We start from the raw sequence: 24,243 nt of genomic DNA, 5'->3' as shown, positions 1-24,243 counted from the left end.
TTATGATAATAACTTGTTATAAGAATGGCTGGCTATGAGCGTGACCGCTTTACGCCCCGCTTATCCGTCTCTCATTGTAGAGGCGGACTGGCGATTGCCATCAGGCCAGCCGCTGCAACGGTATGGCCTGTGCGCACTCGCTCAACCCCACTTGCGTACACCGCAGCAGACAACGTGTTTCCATTTCTATGAGGCCACACTTCTGCTGGTTCTCTCTGGCCAATTAACCATTATTGAGCAGGATACAGCGACGGTTATCGACACGTCGTCTCAGCTCTGCCTGATTACGCCTGACGCAAGTGCCGATTTGACGAAAATGCCCAGTGGTCACGACTCCGCTTTCCGGTCGATCTTTCTGACGTTTTCGCCCACGCTTCTGGCGCGTTTTTGTCATCGCTACCCTGATGAATGCGCTCCGACTTATCCTCCGCGCCCCTTCACTACTCTCGCGCTGGATGACGATCTTATCAGCACATTACAACTTCTGGTTGAAGGGATAACGGGCAACAAGCTCAATGAATCACGTCTCGAACTGCGGCTGATGGATATGCTGCTTGTGCTGTCGGAACGGGGATACCGCTTTGGTGTACCGCCACAGCCCGGCGTTACCGCTCAGCTACGTACGCTTATCAGCGAAGAGCCGGATCGCCACTGGACCGCGCAGTCTGCGGGTCGACGGCTGGCGATGAGCGAGGCTACGCTGCGCCGGAGGTTATCCGCCGAGCAGACACGCTTTGAAGTGCTGTTGCTGGAGACGCGCATGCAACACGCGATGATGCTGGTACAGACGACATCATGGAGTATGCAGCGTCTGGCCGAAGCCTGCGGGTATAAATCCTCAGCGCGTTTTTCCGAACGGTTTAAAAATCGTTTTGGCTGTTCGCCAACCAAGATTCGTTAATCCGTCATTGACGGTACTGCGCGGTCATCCTGTAACACTCAACAACCATCGTCAAAAACAACGTATCAGGTTCAAAAAAAGCGCCCTGTTGGATAAACCCACAAGGCGCTTGATGATGTCAGATGATCAGAACGATTTTAGCGTATTACGCTTTACTCTTTCTCTTCCTGCGCCAAATCGTTAGCGATTTTCACCGTTTCATCCAGATAAGGATCGGGTGCCTGATAGTCTTTCGGCAGATCTTCCAACGATTTGAGCGGTTTTTTACCTTCTCTCGCCAGTCGATCGTTAATCCGCTTCAGACGCATCGCTTCATCATCGTCATTCTCTTTCTCGCGCTGGGCAAGATTGAGCGACACGAGGTTACGCTTATCCTTCATCGCGTTGTAGCGGGCAATATCTTGCGCCACATACTGGAACTCAGGATCTTTGGCGATACGCTCCTGATGATGTTCGTTCAGTTTGCTAATCAGTGCCTTCAGATCGCCGCTCTTCGTATAGTTAGCCGCTTTGATGCTGTCCCACGGTAGCGCGTTGTCTTCAAACTTCTCACCGGTATCTACCGTTTCCGTGCCGGTTGGCATCATCACGTCAGGCGTCACGCCTTTCATCTGCGTGCTGCCGCCGTCAATACGATAGAATTTCTGAATCGTATATTGCACGGAACCCAGCGCTGGCCAGTCAGGACGCAGCATCTGATCGTAAATCCGATTCAACGAGCGATACTGCTGCACGGTGCCTTTACCAAACGTCGGTTCACCCACGATCAAAGCGCGGCCATAATCCTGCATTGCCGCGGCGAAGATCTCAGAAGCGGAAGCACTGAAGCGGTCTACCAGCACCACCAACGGGCCTTTGTAATACACAATGCCGTCGGTGTCGCTGTCTTCGCGCACTTTGCCATTGTTATCACGCACCTGAACCACAGGGCCACCGGGGATAAACAGACCAGAAAGCCCTACCGCTTCCGTCAGCGCGCCGCCGCCGTTAGTTCGTAAGTCAATCACAATGCTGCTGACGTTCTGTTTTTCCAGCTTCTGGAGCTGAACTTTTACGTCATCCGTCAGGCCGACATAGAAACCGGGGATATCCAGCACGCCGACTTTATCCTTGCCGACCGTCTTGACGGACATTTTAACCGCGCGGTCTTCAAGGCGAATGCGTTCACGCGTCAGCGTGACAATGCGGGTTTTCGTTCCCTTGCCAGCAGGCAGGATTTCCAGACGTACCTTACTGCCTTTCGGCCCTTTAATCAGCGCAACGACATCATCCAGACGCCAGCCGATAACATCCACCATCGGCTTGCCGTTTTGGCCTACGCCAACCACGCGGTCACCAACGGTAATGTTTTTGCTTTTCGCTGCCGGACCACCGGGCACCATAGAATTGATCATGGTGTAGTCGTCATCCATCTGCAGCACCGCACCAATCCCTTCGAGTGACAGGCTCATTTCGGTATTGAATTGCTCGGTGTTACGCGGTGACAGGTAGCTGGTGTGCGGGTCAATTTCACGCGCAAAGGCGTTCATGACGAGCTGGAAAACATCTTCGCTGTTGCTCTGCGCCAGACGGCGAATGGCAAACTGGTAACGCTTGGTCAGCGTCTCTTTGATGTCTTTATCATCTTTACCGGTCAGCTTCAGGCTGAGCCAGTCATATTTTACCTTGGCATCCCACAGGCGGTTGAGTTCACCCGCGTTCTGCGGCCAAGGGGCTTTGCTGCGATCGAGCTCAAACGTCTCATTGCCTGTCAGATCGACCGGTTTATCCAGCAGCGACAGTGCATATTGAAAACGCTCAAACCGACGCTTCTGCGCCAGATTGTACAACGCGTACGGAACATCCAGTTGACCGGATTTCAGCGCGTCACCCAACTGGGCTTTTTGCCCGGAAAATTGTGCTACATCAGAGGCCAACAGCACGTTGTGACTGTAGTCCAGCATATTGAGGTAGCGGTTAAAAATTTTCTCTGAGAACTGCGCATCCAGCATAAACTGGCGATAGTGCGAACGCAGGAAACGTGAGGCCACCCTGTCGCTAACGGTAGCATGTTGAGGTTCCTGATGTAGCTGAGGAATCTGTTCAACACGCGTAATGTTTTCATTTGCAAAACTAGAGCCCGCCAGCAGTAAGCCTGCGATGGCGGTTATTCTGACTAAGTTGTTCATGCCCAGGTTGGCCTCCGTATCAGAACTGCAAGTGTTCTGCGCGTACAATCATTGCCAGTCCAGAAGCCAATTGTACTCTGACTTCGCCTTTGGCAATTTCAAGCACGGTGGCATCCATGGCGTCTTTGCCGGCTCTGACTTTGATTTCCTGACCGATTTGCAGTTTGGAAACATCCGTAACCGCTACCCGTTGAGGCTCATTGCTGGCAGGCTTTACCTGACGAGATTGAGCATTCGCGGATTGCTGAGAAGAGGACTGCGATTGGCCGGAAGAAGGCTGACGTGGTTTACGTGGTGCGCTGTTTTGAGATGCACGGTTTTGGGATGCATTGTTTGAAGCATCACGGCGCGGCGCACGTTTCTGAGCGGGACGAGGGGTACGCGCTGCTTCTGCCGATTCTCCGGCCGCTTCACGTTTTTTCGCCTGTTGCTCAGCACGCTGAGCCTGAACTCGTGCTTTAGCTTCTTCCAACTGCTTACGAGCATGATCGACATGCTGCTGTTCCAACTCACCGCATGGGTTACCATCCAGATCGACACGTTGGGCACCCAATTTTACACCGTACAGATATCGCCAGCTTGAGGTGTAAAGACGCAGCGCAGAGCGTAATTGCGTCTTACTGACGTTATCGGACTCCGGCACACGCTCAACAAGATCCTGAAAAATACCGATCTTTAACGGACGAGTTTCACCTTCAGTGGTGAAACAAAGCGGGAACCGCTCTGCCAAAAAGGCAATGACTTCTTTACTACTGTTCAACTTAGGTTGATTTTCCATGAAATTTCCTGATTACAACGGGTTTGCCAACCGGCGCAGGCATGAACAGGCGTCATTATAATGACGCCATCGGCAATTACCACGTTAACCTTGTCTCAACGTGAGAGAATTGATGAATGTCATCACATCGCTCGCTTCCAGTTGAGCACAAAGTACGCTCACCACGGCCTTCAGCCCTTCTTCATCATCCGCGTCAAAACGCTGATAAAGGGTACTGTCAATATCCAGAACGCCAATCGGTTGCCCGTTAACGACAAGCGGTAGCACAATTTCAGCATTACTCGCGGCATCACAGGCGATATGACCAGGGAACGCATGGACATCATCCACGCGCTGAATGCGATTTTCAGCTATTGCCGCACCGCATACACCTTTGCCAACCGGAATACGCACACAAGCAACCTTGCCCTGAAACGGTCCCAGGAAAAGCGTGTCGTTATCCAACAGGTAAAACCCTGCCCAGTTAACCCCATCCAAACGCTCAAACAGCAGCGCACTACTGTTTGATAAAATCGTAATAAAACGGTTTTCATCCGCGATAAGCGATGACATATCGCGAATGAGATCCTGATAAAATTCTGGTTTATTCATAAAGTATATCGTTGTCTTTTCAAAACAGTGCGAACTATTCCCGCACAGACTGCATTAGCATCGGTTACAGAATGCCATAAGATTAGCGCCTTCGCGCGAAGAATCATCCGCTTTACTGTAACGCTGTCGTGCATATCGTGCTATTTCCACCTGTAAAATAATATCGGTCAGAGATCAGATTCCCTATAGATTTCGAGTTGCAGGAAGGCAGCAACCGCAGGAATCCCCAAGAGCTTACTCAAGTAAGTGACTGGGGTGAGTAAGGGAAGCCAACACATCTGCAACTTGAAAGATGACGGGTAGAGCCTTTTATGAATTTATCATTCAGTTAGCCTTCAGTTACACTGAATAGCTGTGAATACGTTATTCATCGTAGACTAACACTTTCTATCGGATCGCAGGAAAGATGAAAATACAGAGTATAGCCAGCCCTGCGCCGTTTCCTTCTCCCCGACCGCCGTTAACCGGGGGATCGAAAAGTGCCGTACCTGCGGTCGATCGCTATCATCGCTGCCCGGAATGCGATGCCTTTTTTGCGCTACCGCCGTTGAAGCGAACCCAGACGGCGAATTGTCCACGCTGCGATGCCAAAGTCAGTTCAGGCCGAGATTGGAACATTTCTCGTCTTGCTGCGATGGCCGTCGCCATGCTGGTACTGATGCCGTTTGCCTTCACTGAACCGTTGATCAGTATTCGATTGCTGGGTGTCACCATCAATGCCAGCCTGTTTGAAGGCATTTGGCAAATCACCCGCCAAGGGCATCCACTCACGGCAAGCATGGTCGCCTTCTGTACCGTTGGCGCACCGCTAACGCTGGTTTTTTCTCTGCTATACCTGTTTTTTGCTCCCCGCATCGGGATGAACCTGCGCCCCATCCTGCTCATGCTAGAACGGCTAAAAGAGTGGATGATGTTGGATATTTATCTGGTCGGCATGGCCGTTGCCGCAATCAAAGTCCGTGAATTCGCGGATGTTCAGGCGGGAATCGGGCTGGTCGCCTTTCTGGCGCTGATGATCTTAAGCCTGTTGACACTGATTCACTTGAATACCGACCAGCTTTGGCAGCGGTTTTATCCGCGCATGAGGCCGTTGATTTCGCCGGATCGCTACCGAATCTGCCTTTCCTGCCATTTCACCAGTTCACCCGACAACCGGGGCCGCTGCCCCCGTTGCCATATTCCGCTTCGTTTGCGTCAGCGGCAAAGCCTGCAAAAATCCTGGGCAGCGCTCATTGCCTCTATCGTTTTACTGTTCCCCGCTAACCTGTTGCCCATATCGATTATTTATGTCAACGGTGCGCGTACGGAGGACACGATTTTTTCCGGTATTCTTTCGCTTGCGTCAGGCAATGTTCCGATTGCGCTGGTGGTCTTTATCGCCAGTATTCTGGTTCCGTTTACTAAGGTTATTGTGCTGTTCGGGCTGCTGGTGAGTATCCATCTCCGATCGGAAGGCAACATAATGATGCGCATGAAGATGCTGCGCGTTATCCGTTGGATCGGTCGCTGGTCCATGCTCGATTTATTTGTGATTGCTCTGACGATGTCGCTCGTCAACCGCGATCAATTACTCGCTTTCACCATGGGGCCTGCTGCTTTTTACTTTGGCGCGGCGGTGATTCTCACTATCCTTGCCGTTGAATGGCTGGATAGCCGACTGATGTGGGATAACACTGATGTGGAATAACAATGCAAGATAATACGCCTGGGACACCAACTGAAGCTACCGTGAAGAACAAACGTCGCCTGTCGCCCTTTTGGCTGCTGCCGCTGATTGCGTTGATGATTGCCGGCTGGCTGATTTACACCAATCAGCAGGAACGCGGCACCACGGTCACCATCGATTTTGTCTCCGCTGACGGCATTGTCGCCGGGCGTACGCCCGTGCGCTATCAGGGCGTTGAAGTCGGTACCGTACAAAATATCAAGCTAAGTGAAGATCTGCGCACCATACAGGTCGAAGCCAGTATCAAAAGCGATATGAAGGAAGCGTTACGCAGCGGCACGCAGTTCTGGCTGGTTACCCCGAAAGCGTCCCTCGCTGGCGTTTCTGGGCTGGATGCGTTGGTGGGCGGTAACTACATCGGGATGATGCCCGGTTCTGGCGAGCCGCAAGAACACTTCTCCGCGCTGGATACGCAGCCCAAATACCGCGTGAATACCGGGGAACTGCTGATTCATCTCCATGCGGACGATCTGGGCTCGCTGAATACCGGTTCACTGGTTTATTACCGTAAAATTCCGGTAGGGAAAGTCTACGATTACACGGTTTCTCAGGATCGCCGCGGTGTGATGATTGACGTGCTGGTTGAACGCCGCTTTACCCATCTGGTGAAGAAGAATAGTCGCTTCTGGAACGTGTCCGGCTTTAATGCCGACATCAGCGTCAGCGGCGCAAAAATTGAGATGGAAAATCTGGCGGCGTTGGTTAACGGCGCGATCGCGTTCGATTCGCCGGAAGAGAGCGAGGATGCCGGTGCCGAGCAATCCTACCGCCTCTATCCCGATCTGGCACAGAGCCAGCGCGGTGTGAAAATTACGTTGGATTTACCTTCTGGCGACAGCCTATCCGAAGGCCGCACCCCGCTGATGTATCAGGGGCTGGAAGTCGGCACGCTGAGTAAAATCACGTTGAGCCCAGACGATGGCAAGGTCAGCGGAGAGCTCATCATCGATCCTTCCGTGGTTTCGCTGATGCGGGAAGGTACGCGAATCGAACTCAGTAAACCTCAGCTTTCGCTCAGCGACCTGAATGTTTCGCGTCTGCTGAGCGGCCCAACGCTGACGCTCATCCCCGGTGAAGGCGAACCACGCCAGCATTTTGACGTGCTGGATAGCGGACAACAGCAACTCACCCAGCCCGGCGCGCTTTCTATTCAGCTCACGGCCGCACAAAGCTATGGCATTGATAGCGGCCAACCCGTGCTGTTGCACGGCGTGCAGGTCGGTCAGGTAGTGAAGCGCACGCTGGACGAACAAGGTGTCAGCTTCCTTTTGGTGATCGAGCCACGATATCGCCAGCTATTACACCGCGACAGCAAATTCATCGTTAACAGCCGTGTGAATGTGAAGATGGGGCTGGATGGGATTCAAGTGCTGGGTGCCAGCGCGCAAGAATGGGTCAGCGGTGGTATTCAGGTTTTACCGGGCAGCAAAGGTGACGTTCAGGCGCGTTACCCGCTGTTCAGCGATCTCGAAAAAGCCGAGGAAGGCATTCGCGGTGCCACGCCCTCTCCGACTCTCACTTTAGTGACCGACAGTCTGCCGGATATTCAGGATGGCTCCATCGTGCTGTACCGTAAATTCCAGGTAGGCGAAATCATGCGGGTGCGGCCGAAGGCGGATACCTTTGAAGTTGAAGTTTATATTCGCCCTGAACACCGCAAACTGCTGACGGAAAACAGCGTGTTCTGGGCGGAAGGCGGTGCCCGTGTGCAGTTGAATACGTCGGGCCTGACCGTGCAAGCTTCCCCGCTGAACCGAGCGCTTAAGGGTGCGATCAGTTTTGATAATCTGGAAGGTGCACCGGAAATTAAAGGCGGCAAACGCGTTCTATACAACAACGAAACGGCGGCGCGCGCCGTGGGGAGCCGCATCATTCTGCGTACCTACGATGCCAGCAAACTCGCGCCGGGCATGCCGATCCGCTATCTGGGAATCGATATCGGTCAGTTGGATTCGCTGAAGCTGTCCGAGCAGCGTAACGAAGTGCTGGTGCAGGCCGTGCTCTACCCTGAATACGTGCGTAATTTCGCTCGCTCCGGGACACGTTTTTCCGTCGTCACGCCAGAAATTTCCGCCGCTGGTGTGAATCATCTGGAAACGCTATTCCAGCCTTATATCAACGTCGAGCCGGGTAACGGCAGCGTAACGCGCAATTTTGAGTTGCAACAGGCAACTATCTCCGATTCTCGCTATCAGGACGGCTTGAATATCAGCGTTGATGCGCCGGAAGCAGGCGCATTGCAGGTCGGTACGCCAGTGCTGTTCCGCGGCATTGAAGTCGGTACGGTAACTGGGCTGTCGCTGGGCACGCTTTCCGATCGTATCGCGGTGTCGCTGCGCATCAGCAAACGCTATCAGCATCTGGTACGCGACAATTCCGTCTTCTGGCTGGCTTCGGGTTACAATTTGGAATTCGGCCTGACGGGGGGCGTCATCAAGAGCGGAACCTTCCAGCAGTTCATTCGCGGCGGTATCGCTTTCGCCACGCCGCCCAGCACGCCACTCTCCCCCAAAGCACAGGAAGGAAAGCATTTCCTGCTGAGGAACGAAGAGCCCAAAGAGTGGCGGCAATGGGGTACAGCGATTCCGACACCGAATAATTAACGCTATCCACCTGACAGGGCAGCGATCGTTGCCCTGTTGTTTTCACGCGTCGCTTTGCCGTTTTCACATGATGTATGAAGGATCCGTGCTACACTTCGCCGCTTCTTCCCCTCGTTTTACTGAATAACCTGTACGGAACCACGCCGTGGCAAAATTTACCCCAGCCAACCTGCCTGCTGAATTTCTCGACACCATGCGGGACATCATGCCTTCATCGCTTTCGATGGAGGATTTTATTGCCGCCTGCCAGCGTCCGCTGCGTCGGAGCATCCGCGTGAATACGTTAAAAATCAGCGTCGATGCCTTTCTTCATCTCGTGCAACCCTATGGCTGGCAGCTTGAGCCGATTCCCTGGTGTCAGGAAGGTTTCTGGCTGCTGAATGCAGAAGAGGAAAACACGCGGCTAGGCAATACGCTGGAGCACCTGAGCGGGCTATTTTATATTCAGGAAGCCAGCTCCATGCTGCCCGTCAGCGCCCTGTTCCATCGTAACGATGCGCTGGAAACAGTCTTGGATGTCGCGGCTGCGCCGGGCTCCAAGACAACGCAGATTGCGGCAAGACTGAATAATGAAGGGGCTATCGTCGCCAACGAGTATTCAGCCAGCCGAGTAAAAGTGTTGCATGCCAACATCAGCCGCTGCGGCGTCAGCAATACCGCGATTACACACTTCGACGGGCGGGTTTTCGGCGCGGCGCTGCCGGAATATTTTGATGCGATTCTGCTGGATGCCCCATGTTCGGGTGAAGGCGTAGTGCGTAAGGATCCGGCGGCGATGAGCCACTGGTCGCAAGAGAGCATTACCGATATTGCTGCCACACAGCGCGACCTGATTCTGAGCGCGTTCCATGCTCTGAAGCCCGGCGGCGTGATGATTTACTCTACCTGTACGCTGAATAGGCACGAAAACCAGCAGGTCTGCCATTGGCTACAGGCGCAGTTTCCTGATGCGTGCGAATTTGAATCGTTACACGATCTCTTCGCCGACGCCGAACGCGCCACAACGGAAGAAGGCTTCCTGCACGTCTTCCCACAGATTTATGACAGCGAAGGCTTCTTTGTTGCCCGTTTACGGAAAACCGCCAGCGTGCCGCCCCTGCCGCGTCCGGGTTATAAAGTCGGTAAATTTCCGTTTTCTCCCGTTGCCCCCAAAGAGGCTGCATTACTCGCACAGGCAGCAGGTAAACAGGGTATTCACTGGGATGAGACGTTACTTCAACTGTGGCAGCGTGATAGTGAGATCTGGCTCTTCCCTGCGGCGCTGACCTCCGCTTTTGGCAATATCAAATTCTCACGAATTGGCATTAAGCTTGCTGAACGCTTCCCTAAAGGTTTCCGCTGGCAGCATGAAGCGGTTGTCGCGCTGGCCGATCCGAATGCAGACAATGCCTACGCGCTGACCGATCGCATCGCCTGCGAGTGGTTTCAAGGTAAAGACAGTTATCCGGAACCGCTTCCTGCTGCAGATGAGCTGATTTTAACCTACCAGAACACACCTGTCGGTCTGGCAAAACGCATCAGCAGCCGGATAAAAAACAGCCTGCCGCGCGACTTAGTGCGGGATGGCGCAGCCTCCGCCCAGCCTCTTTCTAAAGAATAAATGCGGTTTCTACATCAGGTGGCGATAAAACCACCTGATGAACCGCCCATTATCCCTTTCCTCACTGATTTTCATCTACAATTATCCTGAAAGAAGAAAATCGGTAATGTCTGGAGAGCGACATGTTTGCGTTAGTGATATTTGTTTGTTATCTCGGGCATGGCTGTGACGACTTGGTCGTCGGTGCCTACAACACCGAAGCGCAATGTCTGCAAGCGATGGATGAACAGCGCCTGCGTCGCGCGGGTTGCTTCCCCATTGAAGAGTATATTGATGGCTTCTGGATCCCCGCCCAGGAGTACGCTGATTTTTAGTTTTCCCGCCTGAGTATTCTCATCGACACACACCAAAACCGCGCATGCCAAAATGAAAGTGATTAGCGTGTGCGGCATTGTATTCCGGCCCCAGCGAGTTACCGAAAAAACGACAGCTTTCCCTGAATGTGTTACGCAAGTAGCTGCCGCGATCGTCCGCTTCTGACCACTGATTCAGGACGCTAATCTGCCGACCGTCAGAGAGACGAAAAGCGGCAATATCCCATGCGTCCGCCGTCGCATGCTCACTCAAACGCCCTTCCGGTCGGTGATAAACATTTCGACAGGCGTAGCTGCCCATATGGTCGATACGCGCTAGCGACGTGCCAAGCGACTGCGCCTGCGGCACCGCGACCTGCGCCACAAACATGGTGCTACTCAGCGCCAGCGAGCAACTGGCAAGAAAACTGGAACTGAGCGTGACCGCACCAAAGCCTTGTACACGCACGGGTGACGCGACCGGACATTGTCCATTGATGTCATTAGCCTCGGAGAATCGCAGACGCCCGCTATCCTGCGCCTGCTTTAACACAGCCAGACAGACCTCAGGATTGTTGGCGACAGACTTCATTTTTAGCCGGGTAATGAACGTAGGTGGGTCATCGACGGACAGCGGAGAAAGGGGATCGTAGCCGGGCGGGAGTTGACGTTGGATCCAAGGCGCCAGAGCGACTAACGTCCCCAGTATCACCACAACGATTACCCATCCCCGCATCAGCCCCGTCTCCCGATTATTGTCTTCTCCTGAATAATATTATGCTATTAACGCGAATTCGGCCGGATTCATCCCCAAAGCGATCCCCGCCTCCACGATTTTCTGCCACTCCTGATCGGACAAATCAATACCATCAGCGTTACGTTGCGCCTGCGAAATACGTTCCGGTTCACCGGCGATTAAAATAGGCCGTGTCGGATCGGGAGCCGTTGAAGTGCGAACGTAATCCAGCATCGCATCATATTCTTTCTGCAACCACGCCATAGAAACCATACTGGCGGGATCGATAACAATTGTCGTCATGTTATTCACTATCGCCCCATGACGCGCATTCTCCGGTTGAATCGTTCCGCCGCCAGACAACAGCCCAGCCAGCATTTCCGCCGCTAAGATTAACCCGCCGCCTTTATGTTTCGCGATGGGTTTCAAGGCACCGTGCTTTTCACCTTCCCACATGACTTTCGGATCGTTAGTAGAAACGCCGTGGCAATCTAGCATGACCTCTTCATCAAACGTTTTGCCTGCCAGATACGCGACCCGCGTTTTCCCCAGTGCAACCACGCTGGTGGCGAAATCCAGAACAAAAGCCGCATTATTATCCGTTGGTGGGAACGCAATGCAGATAGGATTCGTTCCGAAACGGGCTTCACTGCCACACCAGGGAGCCACAATAGGGTCGAGATCGTTAACGTTGACGAAGTGTATTGACACAAGTCCAGCGTCTGCCGCCATTTCCCCATAAGTGCCGATGCGTCCCAAATGGCAGGTAGACGACAGCGTCATTAAACACACGCCCGTCGTTTTTACCCGTTCGATAGCCGCCTGCATCGCTTCTTTGCCCGTACGCTGACCAAAACCGCGATCGCCGGTAAATTGCAGCACCGCCCCACTGTCACGCACTAAACGCGCAGGAGTATTCGGATGCATGATGCCTTTCTCGATGAACTCCACATAGTGTGGCAACATCCCCACTCCGTGGCTGTCATGCCCTTTCAGGTTAGCCGCCACGAGGTGTTCGGTGACAGTACGAGCTTCGTTTTCTTCACATCCTGCTTTTTGCAATACGCTTTGCATCGTCGCCATCAGACGACTGGCTGAAATCTGCATATCCCTTCCCTTCATCTACTGATTTATTCTTCACAGGTTTCATCCTACTGCGGAACCGGAATGAATAAAATATAAACAAATCAAGCGATATACCAATCAGTGTGATTGTTTTAACCATCTGGTGAAGAATATCCGCCAACAGTACCATCCACGATATTGTAAGACGTGTATATAGACGGCTGACATAGACAGAGTTGCCCGTTTATCGGGCGTAAATAATATGGATTTTATTTAAATGAAAAAGACATCGCGTTTTCTTCTGGCACTTGCCGGATTATTGGTTTCCGTTACGGCTTATTCCGCAACGCCCTCTCCAACTCATCCTGAGGAAACTCGGATACCGGCCATCAAGCTGATCAATACGCCAGACAATCACTCGGCCTTCGTAACAGGCAGCGTGCCCGCACTGGAAAAAATCACCGCACAAAAATTTTGGCTTAGTAATTCCACTGAAACCTGGGAGATGAACGTTCACCCGGCACCGCGCAAACAATATGTCGTCACGCTGAAAGGTACGTTGAAATTTCGGGTCAGCGATGGTTCCACTTTTCTGCTTTCTCCCGGGACAGTCTTGATTGCCGCCGATACGCAGGGAGAAGGACATAGCTGGGAGATGGTTGAAGGATCTGAATGGGTCAGGATTTATATTCCGATCGTGGATGAGAGCGATTATTTCACCCCCGATTCAGCATTCACCGTAGCGTCTAAAGCGCACTAATTCTTCGTTGTACATTGGCGACAGAAACCTGTCGCCAATCTATTAATCCTTATTCGCATCAAACGGATCTTCGACATCGTCTTTGCTATCATCACGTTTGCGAGGAATCTCACCCTGATCTTTCGGCGCATCTTTTGCTGGATGATCATTTTCATCCTTGTGTCCCGTACCCATATTTCTCTCAGTCATCGTTTCCTCCTATCACATCGTGTTCTATAAATTTAGTCGATAGTCATTAAAACGAGAGATAACCCCCGTAAAGAAACACCGAGTAACAAACAATCTCGCGCAGAAAAGATCAATTCTTGAACAGCATCAATATGGTAGCCATCACAAATTTTCCGCTGATAATGAAGAATTATTAATCATTATGCCCAATCAAGAGTGATAGGCTTACCCTATACAACGTCTTTCATGGATGTATCGATGAAACGAAAATTCCTCGTTATTCTATTATCTACAGCATTCTCTTTTACTGTTCAGGCAGCATCGTCCTATGAATATGGTCATGATGGTGATAGTCGAAGAGAGAGAAAAATAAAAACAGAAGATCGAGAACAAAAAGAAAATCGATTTGTCTGTGACGGCAGGCAGTATTGTAGCCAGATGAATTCCAGAGAAGAGGCATATTTTTTCCTTCAAAATTGCCCTAACCCAAGAATGGATGGCGATAATGATGGGATTCCTTGTGAAAAAGACTCACGTTTCCCTCCAATTAAACCCTGGCAACATTAACTATCTTATAAGCCCATTGTGCAGATGAATTTAAAAAATCATGCGTGATTGAAATGAGGGTCCAATGACTCTCGTTAACTTGAAGTATAAAAATACGTTGTAATTCAAAACGCTATATAAACAAAAACCCCCAGCTTTACGCTAGGGGTTTTCAGTGCTTTTCTTGACCGCTCCGGTTAAACCATCATCGCTATCGCAAGAGAAGCATTAATTCATTTGGCTTTATTGTAGCGCGACTTTTTACAGTGCGACAACGTTGCCAGCTGATGGACCTTTCTGACCATTTTCAATGGTGAACTCAACCTTTTGGCCTTCGTCCAGAGTTTTGAAATCGTTGCTCTGAATAGCAGAGAAATGTACGAATACATCTTTGCTACCGTTGTCAGGAGTAATGAAACCAAAACCTTTACCAGCGTCAAACCATTTTACTAAACCAGTCATTTTATTAGACATAGAAATTACCTTAATTTTATAGCGCCTTCCGGCAAATAGGGCCTGTGCACAGAATTTAATTAGCAACAATAAGGAGGCTCAAAAGAAGGGATATCTATGGATAACACTTTGAAATGAGAACTGCTTTACTAAACTGCTTTTTACGTCTGCGAATCAAACCGACGAGTCATTAACTCATGTATCAATATCTTTAGCAAGCATTTATTTTAAAAACCTTTAAAAGGCCCACCAGCACTATTTTATGAGCACATACAAAGTACAGAGTAAGCCAAAGACATGGAAGGTTAGATCCTTTATTTCGTACATTGATTTTTTGAAGCAAAAAAAAGACTGAACACGATTCCTGTATTCAGTCTAGGGAAATGGCTCTTGGGAGAGCCGTGCGCTAAAAGTTGGCATTTATACAAGCTGTGTTAGCCCTGTAGACTTAAGCTTAGCCAACTCCCTCGCGTTTTCCAGCCTTAACCTCTTCGCAATCATCACAAATGGAACAGATTTCACACTTTATCTTAACCATAAAGAAGTAATTATTTAACATTAATAAGTAAATCAATCACTTCATGGCTTAGCGTCTGGCTGGCACAGTTGCTCTGCACGTTCGATAAATGGTTGAAGGCTTTTCTTCTGTCCGGGATGCTTAGGGTCATCCAGCCGGATCGCGTCTATCGGCTGCGCACTCACCTGCCCAGATTTCATTTGCGCAATGGCAACATCGTTTAGCGGATATTGCATCAGCGTCCCGGTATGTAAGGCATACAGCGCATTGCCAGGGCGGCAAATCAGTTGAACTTCTTCACGCGTGAAAGCCCAGCGATCGCCGTATTCAAACCGGCTGACATTTGCCAGTTTAGCGGCAGCAAAAGCATTCACAGAAAGTGAGGTAAGCACGATAGATAGCAAAAATTTCTTCATCATGGTATTCCCGACATGGCGTATTCAGACAATGATGTGTGTGAGTTTTGCGGCCTTATCCGAATCAGAGAAAGACAGCCTCAAACCTTATAAAACAGAATGTTGTATATCGCTACTGAGACGATCATAGCGACAGAGGGAGGTGAAGTCGAGTGCGGAATTCAGGAATAACATCGCTAGCCAGGGTCAGGCAGAAGGGTCGTTCGGCAGGAAAAAAAGCGGGATAAGGAGAATATTATCCCGCGTCATTCAAATAATCATTGGCCAACAGAAGCGCCATTTGTCGTTAGGCTGACGGTGCCGCCATAGACATTTTTTTCAGATCCTGATCGATGAAGAACAGGCCGCCTTCGCTGGCTTTGACTAACGCAAGTTTGTCCAGAATAGACCGGAACAGTTTCTCTTCTTCGTGCTGCTCAGCAACGTACCATTGCAGGAAGTTAAATGTGGAGTAATCCTGCAGCGCCATCGCTTCATGTGCCAGCTCATTAATTTTTGCTGTAATTAGCTGTTCGTGTTCATAGGTCAGCTTGAAAACATCAGCCAGAGAATCAAAATCAATCGGCGGTGCAGCAATCGCGCCTAATACAGGCAGGCTTCCGGTGTCGTCCAGATAGTCAAACAGGCGCTGCATGTGCTGCATCTCTTCCTGAGAATGTGTCTTCAGGAAACTGGATGCGCCTTCAAAACCTTTGTCACCGCACCATGCGCTCATTTGCAGATACAAATTCGCGGAATAAAACTCCAGATTAAGTTGCTCATTCAGCTTCTGAATCATTTCTTTTTTTAACATGCTAACTCCCTATTTTCCCGGCAGGTGAAATTATTCAGGGCATTATGCCTGAAAAAATAAAATAAAAAACACTTTATTAACATCGGCAATCAATTAACGAAAACAATAATTAAATCAACAAGATAGGATAATGTTATTGATATTTATTATCACTTAACCCTCAGGGTAAATATATTATTGCGAATCGTTTTTATTATCAAAAATAACAACCGCGAGAGATATCATTTATGACGCATTGGTATTAAAAATGATTCCCATTTCGTAGTGAGAATAATAAACATCCACATGATAAGGTGAACACTTGCCATTTCTCTGTCACTACTTTACCGTGACACGCATCAGTCTGTGGCCAATAGGCAGGAGAAAATGGTATGGGATACAATCTGGCAGAATTGTCCAAAGAAGATATGGATAAAATTAACGTGGACTTGGCGGCGTCAGGCGTTGCCTTCAAAGAACGTTACAATATGCCGGTCATACCAGAGGTCGTTGAGAGAGAGCAACCCGAGCACTTGCGTAACTACTTTCGCGAACGCGTGATGTTTTACCGCCAGCGGTCGCTACAGTTCTCTCGTTTACCCTACGAACCCAAGTCTAAATAGCAATTCCCCTCTAAAGCTGCCTTGCCGTGGAAAACATCCCTTTCCACGGGTTACATTCTTACACAGCAAAAACGATTTTCTGCTTGCATATCGGCCCACACAAGAGGTTAATGGAGTAGCAACCTACCCTTTTTCACACGAGGCAAGATATGAGTAAAGGTTTGGATAGCAAAAAGAACAGTAAGAAGAAGCCACTAAAAACGGCAGCCGAAAAACGTGCCGATAAAAAGGCGAAGAAACCACAGGCTGATATTACCTGAGTACTGATATTACCTAAGTAATATGCCATGCTGATAGGGTAAACCCGAAGACGGGTTTACCCTCATAACCGCAGTTGCTAGCCCTTATTCGTGACCGTCCTCAGCCATTTCAAGCACCATCAGCAGAAAAGCATATTCCAACGCAATATCATCGTACCGTTTGAAACGACCGGATTTTCCGCCGTGCCCCGCATCCATATCGGTGTATAGCAGCACCAAACGATCGTCCATTTTGACTTCCCGCAATTTCGCCACCCACTTCGCAGGTTCCCAATACTGAACCTGAGAGTCGTGTAACCCAGTCGTTACCAGTAAATGCGGATAGCGTTGCGCGGTAATGCCATCATAGGGGCTGTATTGTTTGATGTAGTCATAATAGATTTTTTCATTCGGATCGCCCCACTCGTCATACTCTCCGGTCGTCAACGGAATAGACTCATCCAGCATTGTCGTCAGCACATCAACGAATGGAACCTGAGCAACAACGCCCTTAAATAGATCGGGAGCCATGTTCACTACCGCGCCCATCAGTAGTCCGCCCGCACTGCCCCCCATGGCGAACATATTGTTCCTATCGCCATAACCTTTTTCTATCAATGCCTGAGACACATCGATGAAGTCGGTGAAGGAATGCATTTTATTGAGCAGACGACCATCGTCGTACCACTGTTGACCTAGCTCACCGCCACCGCGAATGTGCGTTAAGGCAAAGACAAACCCTCTGTCCAGCAAGCTCAGACGGCTAACGCTAAAATCGGGATCCATACTATGGCTATAAGCGCCATAGCCATAGACCAGTATCGGGTTCTTACCAGGGCTGAAATGGTCGCGATGATAAACGAGGGAAACGGGCACATCGACGCCATCTCGAACCGTGATCCACAAGCGTTCGCTCCGGTAATTGTCTGGGGAGAAATCCTTCACTTCGGCTTGTTTAAGTAACTGCTGTTCCCCCGTATCCAGATTCAATTCATACAGCGTGCTAGGCGTTGTCATTGATGAATAGCCATACCGCATCAATGCCGTTTCTGGCGTAGGGTTGTACGACAGCCACGTCACATAGCTCGCATCATTAAAGGTGATCGCTTTTTCTTCCTGTGTATGCCAGTGAATCTGGCGTAAGCTGGTCAAACCGCGTTCCCTTTCTTCAACCACCAGCCAATCACGGAACAGCTCAAAGCTCTCCAGCACACGGTTTTCACATGGCGCAATCAGCGTTTCCAGCGTTTGCTCATCGGGCTTATCTGAACGGTAGAGGCCAAAATTTTTACCTTCTCGATTGGAACGCAGATAAAACGAGTCCTGATAGTGATCGATGCCATATTCATGATCTTTTCTACGTGGGATGCATACCTGTGGCAACGCATCTGGGCGCGTCACATCGAGCAACAACACCTCACTCGTCGTAGTGCTACTGAGATAAATGGTGATGTAGTGCTCTGATGTCGTTTTGTTCAGGCTAACGTAATAGGTATCGTCTTTCTCTTCATAGACCAGCTCATCCAACGCCGGATCGCTCCCCAGACGGTGGCGATAGACCTGATACGGCAACAGCGTTTTCTCATGTTTGCGCACGTAATACAGAACCGTTGAATCCGCCGACCATTCCGCCCCTGCGGTCACATTTTCGATCACATCCGGTAGCCATTCGCCGCTGTTCAGATCGCGAAAACGAAGCGTGTACTGTCGACGGGATAAAAAGTCCTCCGAGAGCGCCAGCAGCGTGTTATCAGGGCTAACCTCAAGCGTGCCGAGACTATAAAACTCATGCCCTTCCGCACGTTGATTCCCATCCAGCAGCGTTTCCCATGCGTCTGTTGCCTGCTCAGGTTGACGCAGATAGATGGCATACTCTTTACCCTGCTCATAGCGACTTTGGTAGCGATAGCCTTTTCTGACATACGGCACAGACATATCCGTCGACGGAATCCGTTTGACCATTTCGTCATACAGCGACCGTTTGCGTGCGTCATGAGGTGCCATGACGGCTTCGCTATAGGCGTTTTCCTGCTTCAGATAGTCCAACACCTGCGGATCGGTACGCTGGTCATCACGCAGCCAGTAATAATTGTCGATACGCGTATCGCCATGCGTACTTAGTGCGTGGGGTCTTTTTTCAGCTTGCGGTGTCTTCATGGCGTCGGATCTCGTTGTCTTGACATAAAATTTTCGCTTTGCAAGAAGAGTGGCACGATTGCTAGGCAATGCCAAGCCACGTCCTTGTCTCTTGGTGCGCTTTTGCACATCGCCTTCCACTGCACGCCCTCTTTAATGCGCACGCAAACGTTTTCGTTTATACTGCGGCCATTTTTCACAACCCGATCAGGTATAAGGTTATGTTAACGATTGGAACCGCCCTGCGTGCGGATGCCACACGAGTGATGCTGCTTGGCTCCGGTGAATTAGGCAAAGAAGTGGCGATTGAGTGTCAGCGCCTGGGAATCGAAGTGATTGCGGTCGATCGCTATGCTGATGCCCCCGCAATGCAGGTTGCGCATCGCAGCCACGTCATCAATATGTTGGATGGCGACGCACTAAAAGCGTTGGTTGAAGCCGAACGCCCTGATTACATCGTGCCGGAAATTGAAGCCATCGCAACCGACATGCTGGTGACGCTGGAAAAACAGGGTCACCATGTTGTTCCTTGTGCCGAAGCCACACGCCTGACGATGAACCGTGAAGGTATCCGTCGTCTAGCTGCCGAAACACTCGGCGTTCCCACTTCCACCTACCGTTTTGCCGACAGCGAAGAGAACTTCCGTCAGGCGGTAGATGCGATTGGCTATCCTTGTATTGTTAAACCGGTCATGAGTTCTTCTGGCAAAGGGCAAAGCCTGATTCGCTCTGCGGAGCAGTTAGATCAGGCGTGGAGCTACGCCCAGCAGGGGGGACGTGCAGGCGGCGGCCGCGTCATCGTGGAAGGGCTGGTTAATTTTGATTTCGAAATCACTCTGCTCACCATCCATGCGGTTGACGGCATTCATTTCTGTGCGCCAATCGGTCATCGACAGGAAGACGGCGACTATCGTGAATCCTGGCAGCCACAGCAGATGAGTGCGCTGGCACAGGAACGCGCACAGAAGATGGCCAGCGATGTCGTGAAAGCGCTCGGCGGCTATGGCCTGTTCGGCGTTGAGCTGTTCGTCTGCGGCGATGAGGTTATTTTCAGTGAAGTCTCCCCTCGCCCGCACGATACCGGCATGGTGACGATGATTTCTCAGGATCTGTCCGAGTTTGCGCTGCACGTTCGTGCTTTCCTGGGGCTGCCCATTGGCGCGGTTCGTCAGTATGGCGCATCGGCTTCCGCCGTGATTTTACCGGAACTGGATAGCAACAACGTCCGTTATCAGGGGCTGGAAAACGCACTGCTCCCTCATACGCAAATTCGCCTGTTTGGAAAACCCGATATCAGCGGTAAGCGCCGTATGGGTGTCGCATTAGCCAGTGCGGAAACCACGGCTGATGCAGTGACAATCGCTAAGCGCGTTGCAGCGGGCGTAAAAGTCAGCGGCTGATACCTCTCTATTGCTGGTGGGGCGAAATCAGACGTCACTGACGGCAGATAAAACGCCCACCATAAAAAAGGCCACTCGCAGTGAGTGGCCTTCATCATTCAGTAACGAACAAACTTACGCTTTTGCACCCGCAACGGCTTCACGCGCCAGTTCAGTAATACGCGAGTAATCACCGCTTTCCAGCGCGTCGTTCGGCACCAGCCAGGAACCACCTACGCACAGCACGCTTTTCAGCGCCAGATAGTCGCGGTAGTTATTCGGCGTAATGCCACCGGTTGGGCAGAAACGGATATGAGCAAACGGCCCCCCGATCGCCTGAAGCGCTTTCACGCCGCCATTAGCTTCCGCTGGGAAGAATTTGAACTCACGTAAGCCGTAATCCATACCCAGCATCAGTTCAGACACAGTGCTGATACCTGGAATCAACGGGATGTTACCTTCCGTCGCTGCTTTCAGCAGCGGTTCGGTCAGACCTGGGCTGATAGCAAACTGCGCACCGGCCTCAACGACCGCAGCCAGTTGCTCAGGGTTTGTTACCGTACCCGCGCCCACAATGGCTTCCGGTACTTCTTTCGCAATCGCGCGAATCGCTTCGATGGCGCAGTCGGTACGCAATGTCAGTTCCAGAACGCGAACGCCGCCCGCGACTAACGCTTTTGCCATCGGCACCGCGTGTTCCAGTTTGTTGACCACAATCACAGGAACAACGGGACCCGTTGTCAAAATCTGTTCCGCGCTCGTTTTCCAGTTTTTCATCAAAAGTTATCTCCAGTCATGCCCGAAGGCACCATTAATTATATAGCGCGCCCCTGCCACAGGGATCTGCGTCGCCGCAGATGTCCGACCGCACCGTGAGCCATACATTAAAAACTGTGGGATGCCGACCGTCCTCGATCAGCCTCCCCATTACTGACGTATTATCAAAAAATTACTCAAACTCATTCCAGGAACGGCCATCGCGGGTAATCATCGCCACGGATGCCACCGGCCCCCAGCTTCCTGCCTGGTACGGCTTCGGTGCATCGTTGTCCATCGCCCACGCATCCATGATGGAATCCACCCATTTCCAGGCTTCCTCAACTTCATCACGGCGGACGAACAGTGCCTGAATCCCACGCATGGTCTCCAGCAGCAGACGCTCATAAGCATCCGCTAAATGCTGCTGATTAAAGGTTTCCGAGAAGCTCAGATCCAGTTTTACCGTTTGCAGGCGGTGTTTGTGCTCTAACCCCGGGATTTTGTTCAGAATCTGAATTTCCACACCTTCATCCGGCTGCAAGCGAATGATCAGCTTGTTCTGCGGCAACTGCTGGTAGGAATCATGGAACAGGTTCAGCGCCGGGTTTTTAAAGTACACGACGACTTCTGAACATTTGGTCGGCAGACGTTTACCAGTACGCAGGTAGAACGGCACGCCAGACCAGCGCCAGTCGTCAATATCAACGCGAATCGAGACGAAGGTTTCCGTGCTACTGCTTTTGTTCGCACCCTCTTCTTCCAGATAGCCCGGCACTTTATGTCCCTGAACAAAACCCGCCGTGTATTGGCCGCGTACGGTCGTTTCGTGCACGTTGGAGCGATCGATACGACGCAGTGAACGCAGCACTTTCACTTTTTCATCACGGATGCGGTCGGTCGTCAAATCAGACGGCGGCGACATCGCAATCATCGTCAAAATTTGTAACAGGTGGTTCTGGATCATATCGCGCATCTGGCCGGCTTTATCAAAATAGCCCCAGCGCCCTTCAATCCCAACTTCCTCGGCTACCGTGATCTGCACATGGTCGATCGTCCGGTTGTCCCAATTTGAGGAGAACAGCGAGTTGGCAAAACGCAGCGCCAGCAGGTTCAGAACGGTTTCTTTACCCAGATAGTGGTCGATGCGGTAAACCTGACACTCGTTAAAGAATTCCGCGACCTGATCGTTAATGACGCGAGAAGACGCCAGATCGGTACCTAGCGGTTTTTCCATTACCACACGCGCTGGCTCTTTATTCAGCCCTGCGGTTCCCAACCCCTTGCAGATCGCACCGAATGTACTAGGCGGCATCGCAAAATAGTTGATGGTGGTACGGTTTTTCTGGTCAAGCATCTTGCCCAGTTTGTTGAAGGCTTTCGTGTCTTCCACATCAAGATTGCAGAAATCCAGCCGACTGCTTAGCGTTTCCCACAACTTATCGTCGATGGCTTCTTTCATAAAGGTGTCAAGCGCTTCGCGCACGACGCGGGTATACTCCGCTTTATCCCAATCCGCACGGCCCACCCCGATAATTCTGGTGTCCGCATGGATGTGACCTGCTTTTTCCAACTGGTAAAGGGAAGGCAGCAATTTACGGCGTGCCAGATCGCCCTTAGCACCGAAAATAACCAGATCGCACGCTTGGGCTGTTGAAGTTACCGCCATGTTCATCTCCTCGTTGCAGGATGCTGTAATTTTATTACAGCGATAATGTACTCTTTTTGACTACAGCCAGTAAACCCATCATAAAAATGCCAAATAATGGTCGGTATTGACTGAAAACCATGCATAAATCGGTCTGTAGAGTGGCTGAAGTCACTTATGCATTCGCCCTAAAACGAAATTTTTCGTCGTTTCTGACAGCCGATTACTTTTCTGAAAGTTAGACACATGTCATGTTCTGGCAAAAAAAGGACCCAACTTAGCCTGTTGCCCTCTGCCAACCACTACAGGGTCGTAGTATATTTTCACGACGTGCATTTTTTCACGTAATACATGCCAGTTGTACCTTTAGTTGAAATTGGAAAAAACTTACATGGCCCTTGTCGTATGAATATGCTGGAAAAAATCCAGAGTCACCTGGAACTCTTGAGCAAATCAGAAAGAAAAGTTGCTGAAGTGATCCTGAGCACGCCACAGACAGCCATTCACTCCAGCATCGCGACCTTAGCCAAAATGGCCGATGTCAGCGAGCCAACGGTTAATCGTTTCTGTCGCCGCCTTGAAACTAAAGGTTTTCCCGATTTTAAACTACATCTGGCGCAAAGTCTGGCAAACGGTACACCGTATGTGAACCGTAATGTTGAAGAAGATGACAGCGTTGACGCCTATACCAGTAAAATTTTTGAATCCGCCATGGCTGGCCTGGAGCAGGTAAAATCCAGTCTGGATGTTACCGCCGTCAACCGCGCCGTGGATTTGCTGACGCAGGCGAAGAAAATCTCGTTCTTTGGCTTGGGCGCTTCCGCTGCGGTCGCACATGATGCGATGAACAAATTTTTCCGCTTCAATATCCCCGTCGTTTACTTCGACGACATCGTCATGCAGCGCATGAGTTGCATGAATTCCAGCGACGGCGACGTCGTGGTATTAATCTCCCACACAGGCAGAACCAAAAGTCTGGTCGAAATGGCGCAACTGGCACGCGAGAACGACGCGACCGTTATCGCCATCACCTCGGACGGCACGCCGCTGGCGCGTGAAGCGTCGCTGGCTTTGCGGCTTGATGTGCCTGAAGATACCGATGTCTATATGCCAATGGTGTCCCGTATTGCTCAGTTAACGTTGATCGACGTTCTGGCGACAGGGTTCACGCTGCGCCGCGGGGAAAAGTTTCGTGATAACCTGAAACGGGTCAAAGAGGCCCTGCGTGAATCACGCTTTGATAAAGACGAGCGGCTGATTAACCCCTTCAGGTGATACATAAGTTTTACATTGTGCTTTGCTTTTTAGTTATATTTTATACCCTAAATAATTCGGGTTTCAGGCAGACGGCAAGCGAGGGAATCCCGAT

The 24,243-nt window shown here is 50.8% G+C and carries 22 protein-coding genes; 10 read left to right on the top strand and 12 right to left on the bottom strand.

Features of this window, described 5'->3' with window-relative positions:
• The first annotated feature begins 34 nt into the window (after positions 1 to 34).
• Complete coding sequence (locus EIP93_RS10465) at positions 35 to 901, top strand: AraC family transcriptional regulator (protein ID WP_125232678.1); 867 nt, start codon at positions 35 to 37, stop codon at positions 899 to 901.
• Positions 902 to 1,053: 152 nt separating this feature from the next.
• On the opposite strand, the gene prc is transcribed toward EIP93_RS10465, so the two are convergent.
• From prc to EIP93_RS10450, 3 genes are all read right to left on the bottom strand, one after another.
• A complete protein-coding gene (gene prc / locus EIP93_RS10460) occupies positions 1,054 to 3,069 on the bottom strand; it encodes a carboxy terminal-processing peptidase (RefSeq protein WP_103860818.1) in 2,016 nt (671 codons plus the stop codon).
• A 19-nt stretch (positions 3,070 to 3,088) separates the two neighbouring features.
• The gene (gene proQ / locus EIP93_RS10455) at positions 3,089 to 3,847 is read right to left on the bottom strand and encodes an RNA chaperone ProQ (RefSeq protein WP_103970924.1); all 759 of its coding nucleotides are present in this window, start codon (positions 3,845 to 3,847) and stop codon (positions 3,089 to 3,091) included.
• Between the two features lie 84 nt (positions 3,848 to 3,931).
• Positions 3,932 to 4,438, bottom strand: a complete 507-nt coding sequence (locus EIP93_RS10450; protein ID WP_039362291.1) for a GAF domain-containing protein — start codon at positions 4,436 to 4,438, stop codon at positions 3,932 to 3,934.
• Positions 4,439 to 4,844: 406 nt separating this feature from the next.
• Here EIP93_RS10450 and yebS point away from each other — a divergent pair, with 406 nt between their 5' ends.
• The 4 genes from yebS to EIP93_RS10430 all read left to right on the top strand — a co-directional run bounded on the left by yebS (position 4,845) and on the right by EIP93_RS10430 (position 10,681).
• Complete coding sequence (gene yebS / locus EIP93_RS10445; RefSeq protein WP_039472853.1) at positions 4,845 to 6,125, top strand: membrane integrity lipid transport subunit YebS; 1,281 nt, start codon at positions 4,845 to 4,847, stop codon at positions 6,123 to 6,125.
• 2 nt (positions 6,126 to 6,127) lie between these two features.
• Positions 6,128 to 8,767 carry a PqiB family protein gene (locus EIP93_RS10440; protein ID WP_107332941.1) on the top strand — a complete coding sequence of 880 codons (2,640 nt, stop codon included), beginning with the start codon at positions 6,128 to 6,130 and terminating at the stop codon, positions 8,765 to 8,767.
• Between the two features lie 145 nt (positions 8,768 to 8,912).
• Complete coding sequence (gene rsmF / locus EIP93_RS10435; protein ID WP_125232677.1) at positions 8,913 to 10,367, top strand: 16S rRNA (cytosine(1407)-C(5))-methyltransferase RsmF; 1,455 nt, start codon at positions 8,913 to 8,915, stop codon at positions 10,365 to 10,367.
• Positions 10,368 to 10,489: 122 nt separating this feature from the next.
• The gene (locus EIP93_RS10430; RefSeq protein ID WP_010302631.1) at positions 10,490 to 10,681 is read left to right on the top strand and encodes a YdfD/YebW family protein; all 192 of its coding nucleotides are present in this window, start codon (positions 10,490 to 10,492) and stop codon (positions 10,679 to 10,681) included.
• Positions 10,682 to 10,700: 19 nt separating this feature from the next.
• Here the strand turns inward: EIP93_RS10430 and EIP93_RS10425 are convergent, their stop codons facing one another.
• Together EIP93_RS10425 and EIP93_RS10420 are read right to left on the bottom strand one after the other, a co-directional pair.
• Positions 10,701 to 11,396 carry an extensin-like domain-containing protein gene (locus EIP93_RS10425; protein ID WP_125232676.1) on the bottom strand — a complete coding sequence of 232 codons (696 nt, stop codon included), beginning with the start codon at positions 11,394 to 11,396 and terminating at the stop codon, positions 10,701 to 10,703.
• A gap of 39 nt (positions 11,397 to 11,435) precedes the next feature.
• Positions 11,436 to 12,503: a malate/lactate/ureidoglycolate dehydrogenase gene (locus tag EIP93_RS10420; RefSeq protein WP_125232675.1), complete on the bottom strand. Its 1,068-nt coding sequence runs from the start codon at positions 12,501 to 12,503 to the stop codon at positions 11,436 to 11,438.
• A gap of 235 nt (positions 12,504 to 12,738) precedes the next feature.
• On the opposite strand from EIP93_RS10420, the gene EIP93_RS10415 reads away from it, so the two are divergent.
• Positions 12,739 to 13,221, top strand: a complete 483-nt coding sequence (locus tag EIP93_RS10415; RefSeq protein ID WP_103970930.1) for a cupin domain-containing protein — start codon at positions 12,739 to 12,741, stop codon at positions 13,219 to 13,221.
• A gap of 42 nt (positions 13,222 to 13,263) precedes the next feature.
• Here EIP93_RS10415 and EIP93_RS22750 read toward each other — a convergent pair whose 3' ends face one another.
• Positions 13,264 to 13,410, bottom strand: a complete 147-nt coding sequence (locus EIP93_RS22750) for a hypothetical protein (protein WP_164498010.1) — start codon at positions 13,408 to 13,410, stop codon at positions 13,264 to 13,266.
• Positions 13,411 to 13,647: 237 nt separating this feature from the next.
• Between EIP93_RS22750 and EIP93_RS10410 the strand changes: the two genes are divergently transcribed.
• On the top strand, positions 13,648 to 13,956 hold the full coding sequence (locus tag EIP93_RS10410) for an excalibur calcium-binding domain-containing protein (protein ID WP_103860826.1): 309 nt from the start codon (positions 13,648 to 13,650) through the stop codon (positions 13,954 to 13,956).
• A 240-nt stretch (positions 13,957 to 14,196) separates the two neighbouring features.
• On the opposite strand, the gene cspE is transcribed toward EIP93_RS10410, so the two are convergent.
• The 3 genes from cspE to ftnA all read right to left on the bottom strand — a co-directional run bounded on the left by cspE (position 14,197) and on the right by ftnA (position 16,114).
• Entirely contained in the window at positions 14,197 to 14,409 is a 213-nt protein-coding gene (gene cspE, locus EIP93_RS10405) for a transcription antiterminator/RNA stability regulator CspE (protein ID WP_005967874.1), read from the bottom strand.
• A gap of 558 nt (positions 14,410 to 14,967) precedes the next feature.
• The gene (locus EIP93_RS10400; protein WP_103860827.1) at positions 14,968 to 15,324 is read right to left on the bottom strand and encodes a YebY family protein; all 357 of its coding nucleotides are present in this window, start codon (positions 15,322 to 15,324) and stop codon (positions 14,968 to 14,970) included.
• 283 nt (positions 15,325 to 15,607) lie between these two features.
• Entirely contained in the window at positions 15,608 to 16,114 is a 507-nt protein-coding gene (gene ftnA, locus EIP93_RS10395) for a non-heme ferritin (RefSeq protein WP_039480733.1), read from the bottom strand.
• 371 nt (positions 16,115 to 16,485) lie between these two features.
• On the opposite strand from ftnA, the gene EIP93_RS10390 reads away from it, so the two are divergent.
• Entirely contained in the window at positions 16,486 to 16,716 is a 231-nt protein-coding gene (locus EIP93_RS10390) for a DNA polymerase III subunit theta (RefSeq protein WP_103940486.1), read from the top strand.
• A 344-nt stretch (positions 16,717 to 17,060) separates the two neighbouring features.
• Here EIP93_RS10390 and EIP93_RS10385 read toward each other — a convergent pair whose 3' ends face one another.
• Positions 17,061 to 19,112: a S9 family peptidase gene (locus tag EIP93_RS10385; protein ID WP_125232674.1), complete on the bottom strand. Its 2,052-nt coding sequence runs from the start codon at positions 19,110 to 19,112 to the stop codon at positions 17,061 to 17,063.
• Between the two features lie 200 nt (positions 19,113 to 19,312).
• Here EIP93_RS10385 and purT point away from each other — a divergent pair, with 200 nt between their 5' ends.
• Positions 19,313 to 20,491, top strand: coding sequence for a formate-dependent phosphoribosylglycinamide formyltransferase (gene purT / locus EIP93_RS10380; RefSeq protein WP_103970932.1), 1,179 nt, complete (start codon positions 19,313 to 19,315; stop codon positions 20,489 to 20,491).
• A gap of 114 nt (positions 20,492 to 20,605) precedes the next feature.
• On the opposite strand, the gene EIP93_RS10375 is transcribed toward purT, so the two are convergent.
• Complete coding sequence (locus tag EIP93_RS10375; RefSeq protein WP_105879580.1) at positions 20,606 to 21,247, bottom strand: bifunctional 4-hydroxy-2-oxoglutarate aldolase/2-dehydro-3-deoxy-phosphogluconate aldolase; 642 nt, start codon at positions 21,245 to 21,247, stop codon at positions 20,606 to 20,608.
• A 172-nt stretch (positions 21,248 to 21,419) separates the two neighbouring features.
• The gene (gene zwf / locus EIP93_RS10370; protein ID WP_039480464.1) at positions 21,420 to 22,895 is read right to left on the bottom strand and encodes a glucose-6-phosphate dehydrogenase; all 1,476 of its coding nucleotides are present in this window, start codon (positions 22,893 to 22,895) and stop codon (positions 21,420 to 21,422) included.
• 384 nt (positions 22,896 to 23,279) lie between these two features.
• Between zwf and EIP93_RS10365 the strand changes: the two genes are divergently transcribed.
• Positions 23,280 to 24,149 carry a MurR/RpiR family transcriptional regulator gene (locus EIP93_RS10365; protein ID WP_010275858.1) on the top strand — a complete coding sequence of 290 codons (870 nt, stop codon included), beginning with the start codon at positions 23,280 to 23,282 and terminating at the stop codon, positions 24,147 to 24,149.
• Positions 24,150 to 24,243: the final 94 nt, after the last annotated feature.

The sequence above is a fragment of the Pectobacterium versatile genome, from assembly GCF_003932035.1.
Taxonomy (GTDB): Bacteria; Pseudomonadota; Gammaproteobacteria; order Enterobacterales; family Enterobacteriaceae; genus Pectobacterium; species Pectobacterium versatile.
The sequence above is the reverse complement of the archived record's forward strand: the minus strand, read 5'-3'. Positions and strand labels throughout refer to the sequence as shown.

Coding starts and splice junctions, on each gene's coding strand:
- EIP93_RS10465 (WP_125232678.1), top strand. CDS start 35: ATGAGCGTGACCGCTTTACGCCCCGCTTATCCGTCTCTCATTGTAGAG.
- prc (WP_103860818.1), bottom strand. CDS start 3,069: ATGAACAACTTAGTCAGAATAACCGCCATCGCAGGCTTACTGCTGGCG.
- proQ (WP_103970924.1), bottom strand. CDS start 3,847: ATGGAAAATCAACCTAAGTTGAACAGTAGTAAAGAAGTCATTGCCTTT.
- EIP93_RS10450 (WP_039362291.1), bottom strand. CDS start 4,438: ATGAATAAACCAGAATTTTATCAGGATCTCATTCGCGATATGTCATCG.
- yebS (WP_039472853.1), top strand. CDS start 4,845: ATGAAAATACAGAGTATAGCCAGCCCTGCGCCGTTTCCTTCTCCCCGA.
- EIP93_RS10440 (WP_107332941.1), top strand. CDS start 6,128: ATGCAAGATAATACGCCTGGGACACCAACTGAAGCTACCGTGAAGAAC.
- EIP93_RS10430 (WP_010302631.1), top strand. CDS start 10,490: ATGTTTGCGTTAGTGATATTTGTTTGTTATCTCGGGCATGGCTGTGAC.
- EIP93_RS10425 (WP_125232676.1), bottom strand. CDS start 11,396: ATGCGGGGATGGGTAATCGTTGTGGTGATACTGGGGACGTTAGTCGCT.
- EIP93_RS10420 (WP_125232675.1), bottom strand. CDS start 12,503: ATGCAGATTTCAGCCAGTCGTCTGATGGCGACGATGCAAAGCGTATTG.
- EIP93_RS10415 (WP_103970930.1), top strand. CDS start 12,739: ATGAAAAAGACATCGCGTTTTCTTCTGGCACTTGCCGGATTATTGGTT.
- EIP93_RS22750 (WP_164498010.1), bottom strand. CDS start 13,410: ATGACTGAGAGAAATATGGGTACGGGACACAAGGATGAAAATGATCAT.
- EIP93_RS10410 (WP_103860826.1), top strand. CDS start 13,648: ATGAAACGAAAATTCCTCGTTATTCTATTATCTACAGCATTCTCTTTT.
- cspE (WP_005967874.1), bottom strand. CDS start 14,409: ATGTCTAATAAAATGACTGGTTTAGTAAAATGGTTTGACGCTGGTAAA.
- EIP93_RS10400 (WP_103860827.1), bottom strand. CDS start 15,324: ATGATGAAGAAATTTTTGCTATCTATCGTGCTTACCTCACTTTCTGTG.
- ftnA (WP_039480733.1), bottom strand. CDS start 16,114: ATGTTAAAAAAAGAAATGATTCAGAAGCTGAATGAGCAACTTAATCTG.
- EIP93_RS10390 (WP_103940486.1), top strand. CDS start 16,486: ATGGGATACAATCTGGCAGAATTGTCCAAAGAAGATATGGATAAAATT.
- EIP93_RS10385 (WP_125232674.1), bottom strand. CDS start 19,112: ATGAAGACACCGCAAGCTGAAAAAAGACCCCACGCACTAAGTACGCAT.
- purT (WP_103970932.1), top strand. CDS start 19,313: ATGTTAACGATTGGAACCGCCCTGCGTGCGGATGCCACACGAGTGATG.
- EIP93_RS10375 (WP_105879580.1), bottom strand. CDS start 21,247: ATGAAAAACTGGAAAACGAGCGCGGAACAGATTTTGACAACGGGTCCC.
- zwf (WP_039480464.1), bottom strand. CDS start 22,895: ATGGCGGTAACTTCAACAGCCCAAGCGTGCGATCTGGTTATTTTCGGT.
- EIP93_RS10365 (WP_010275858.1), top strand. CDS start 23,280: ATGAATATGCTGGAAAAAATCCAGAGTCACCTGGAACTCTTGAGCAAA.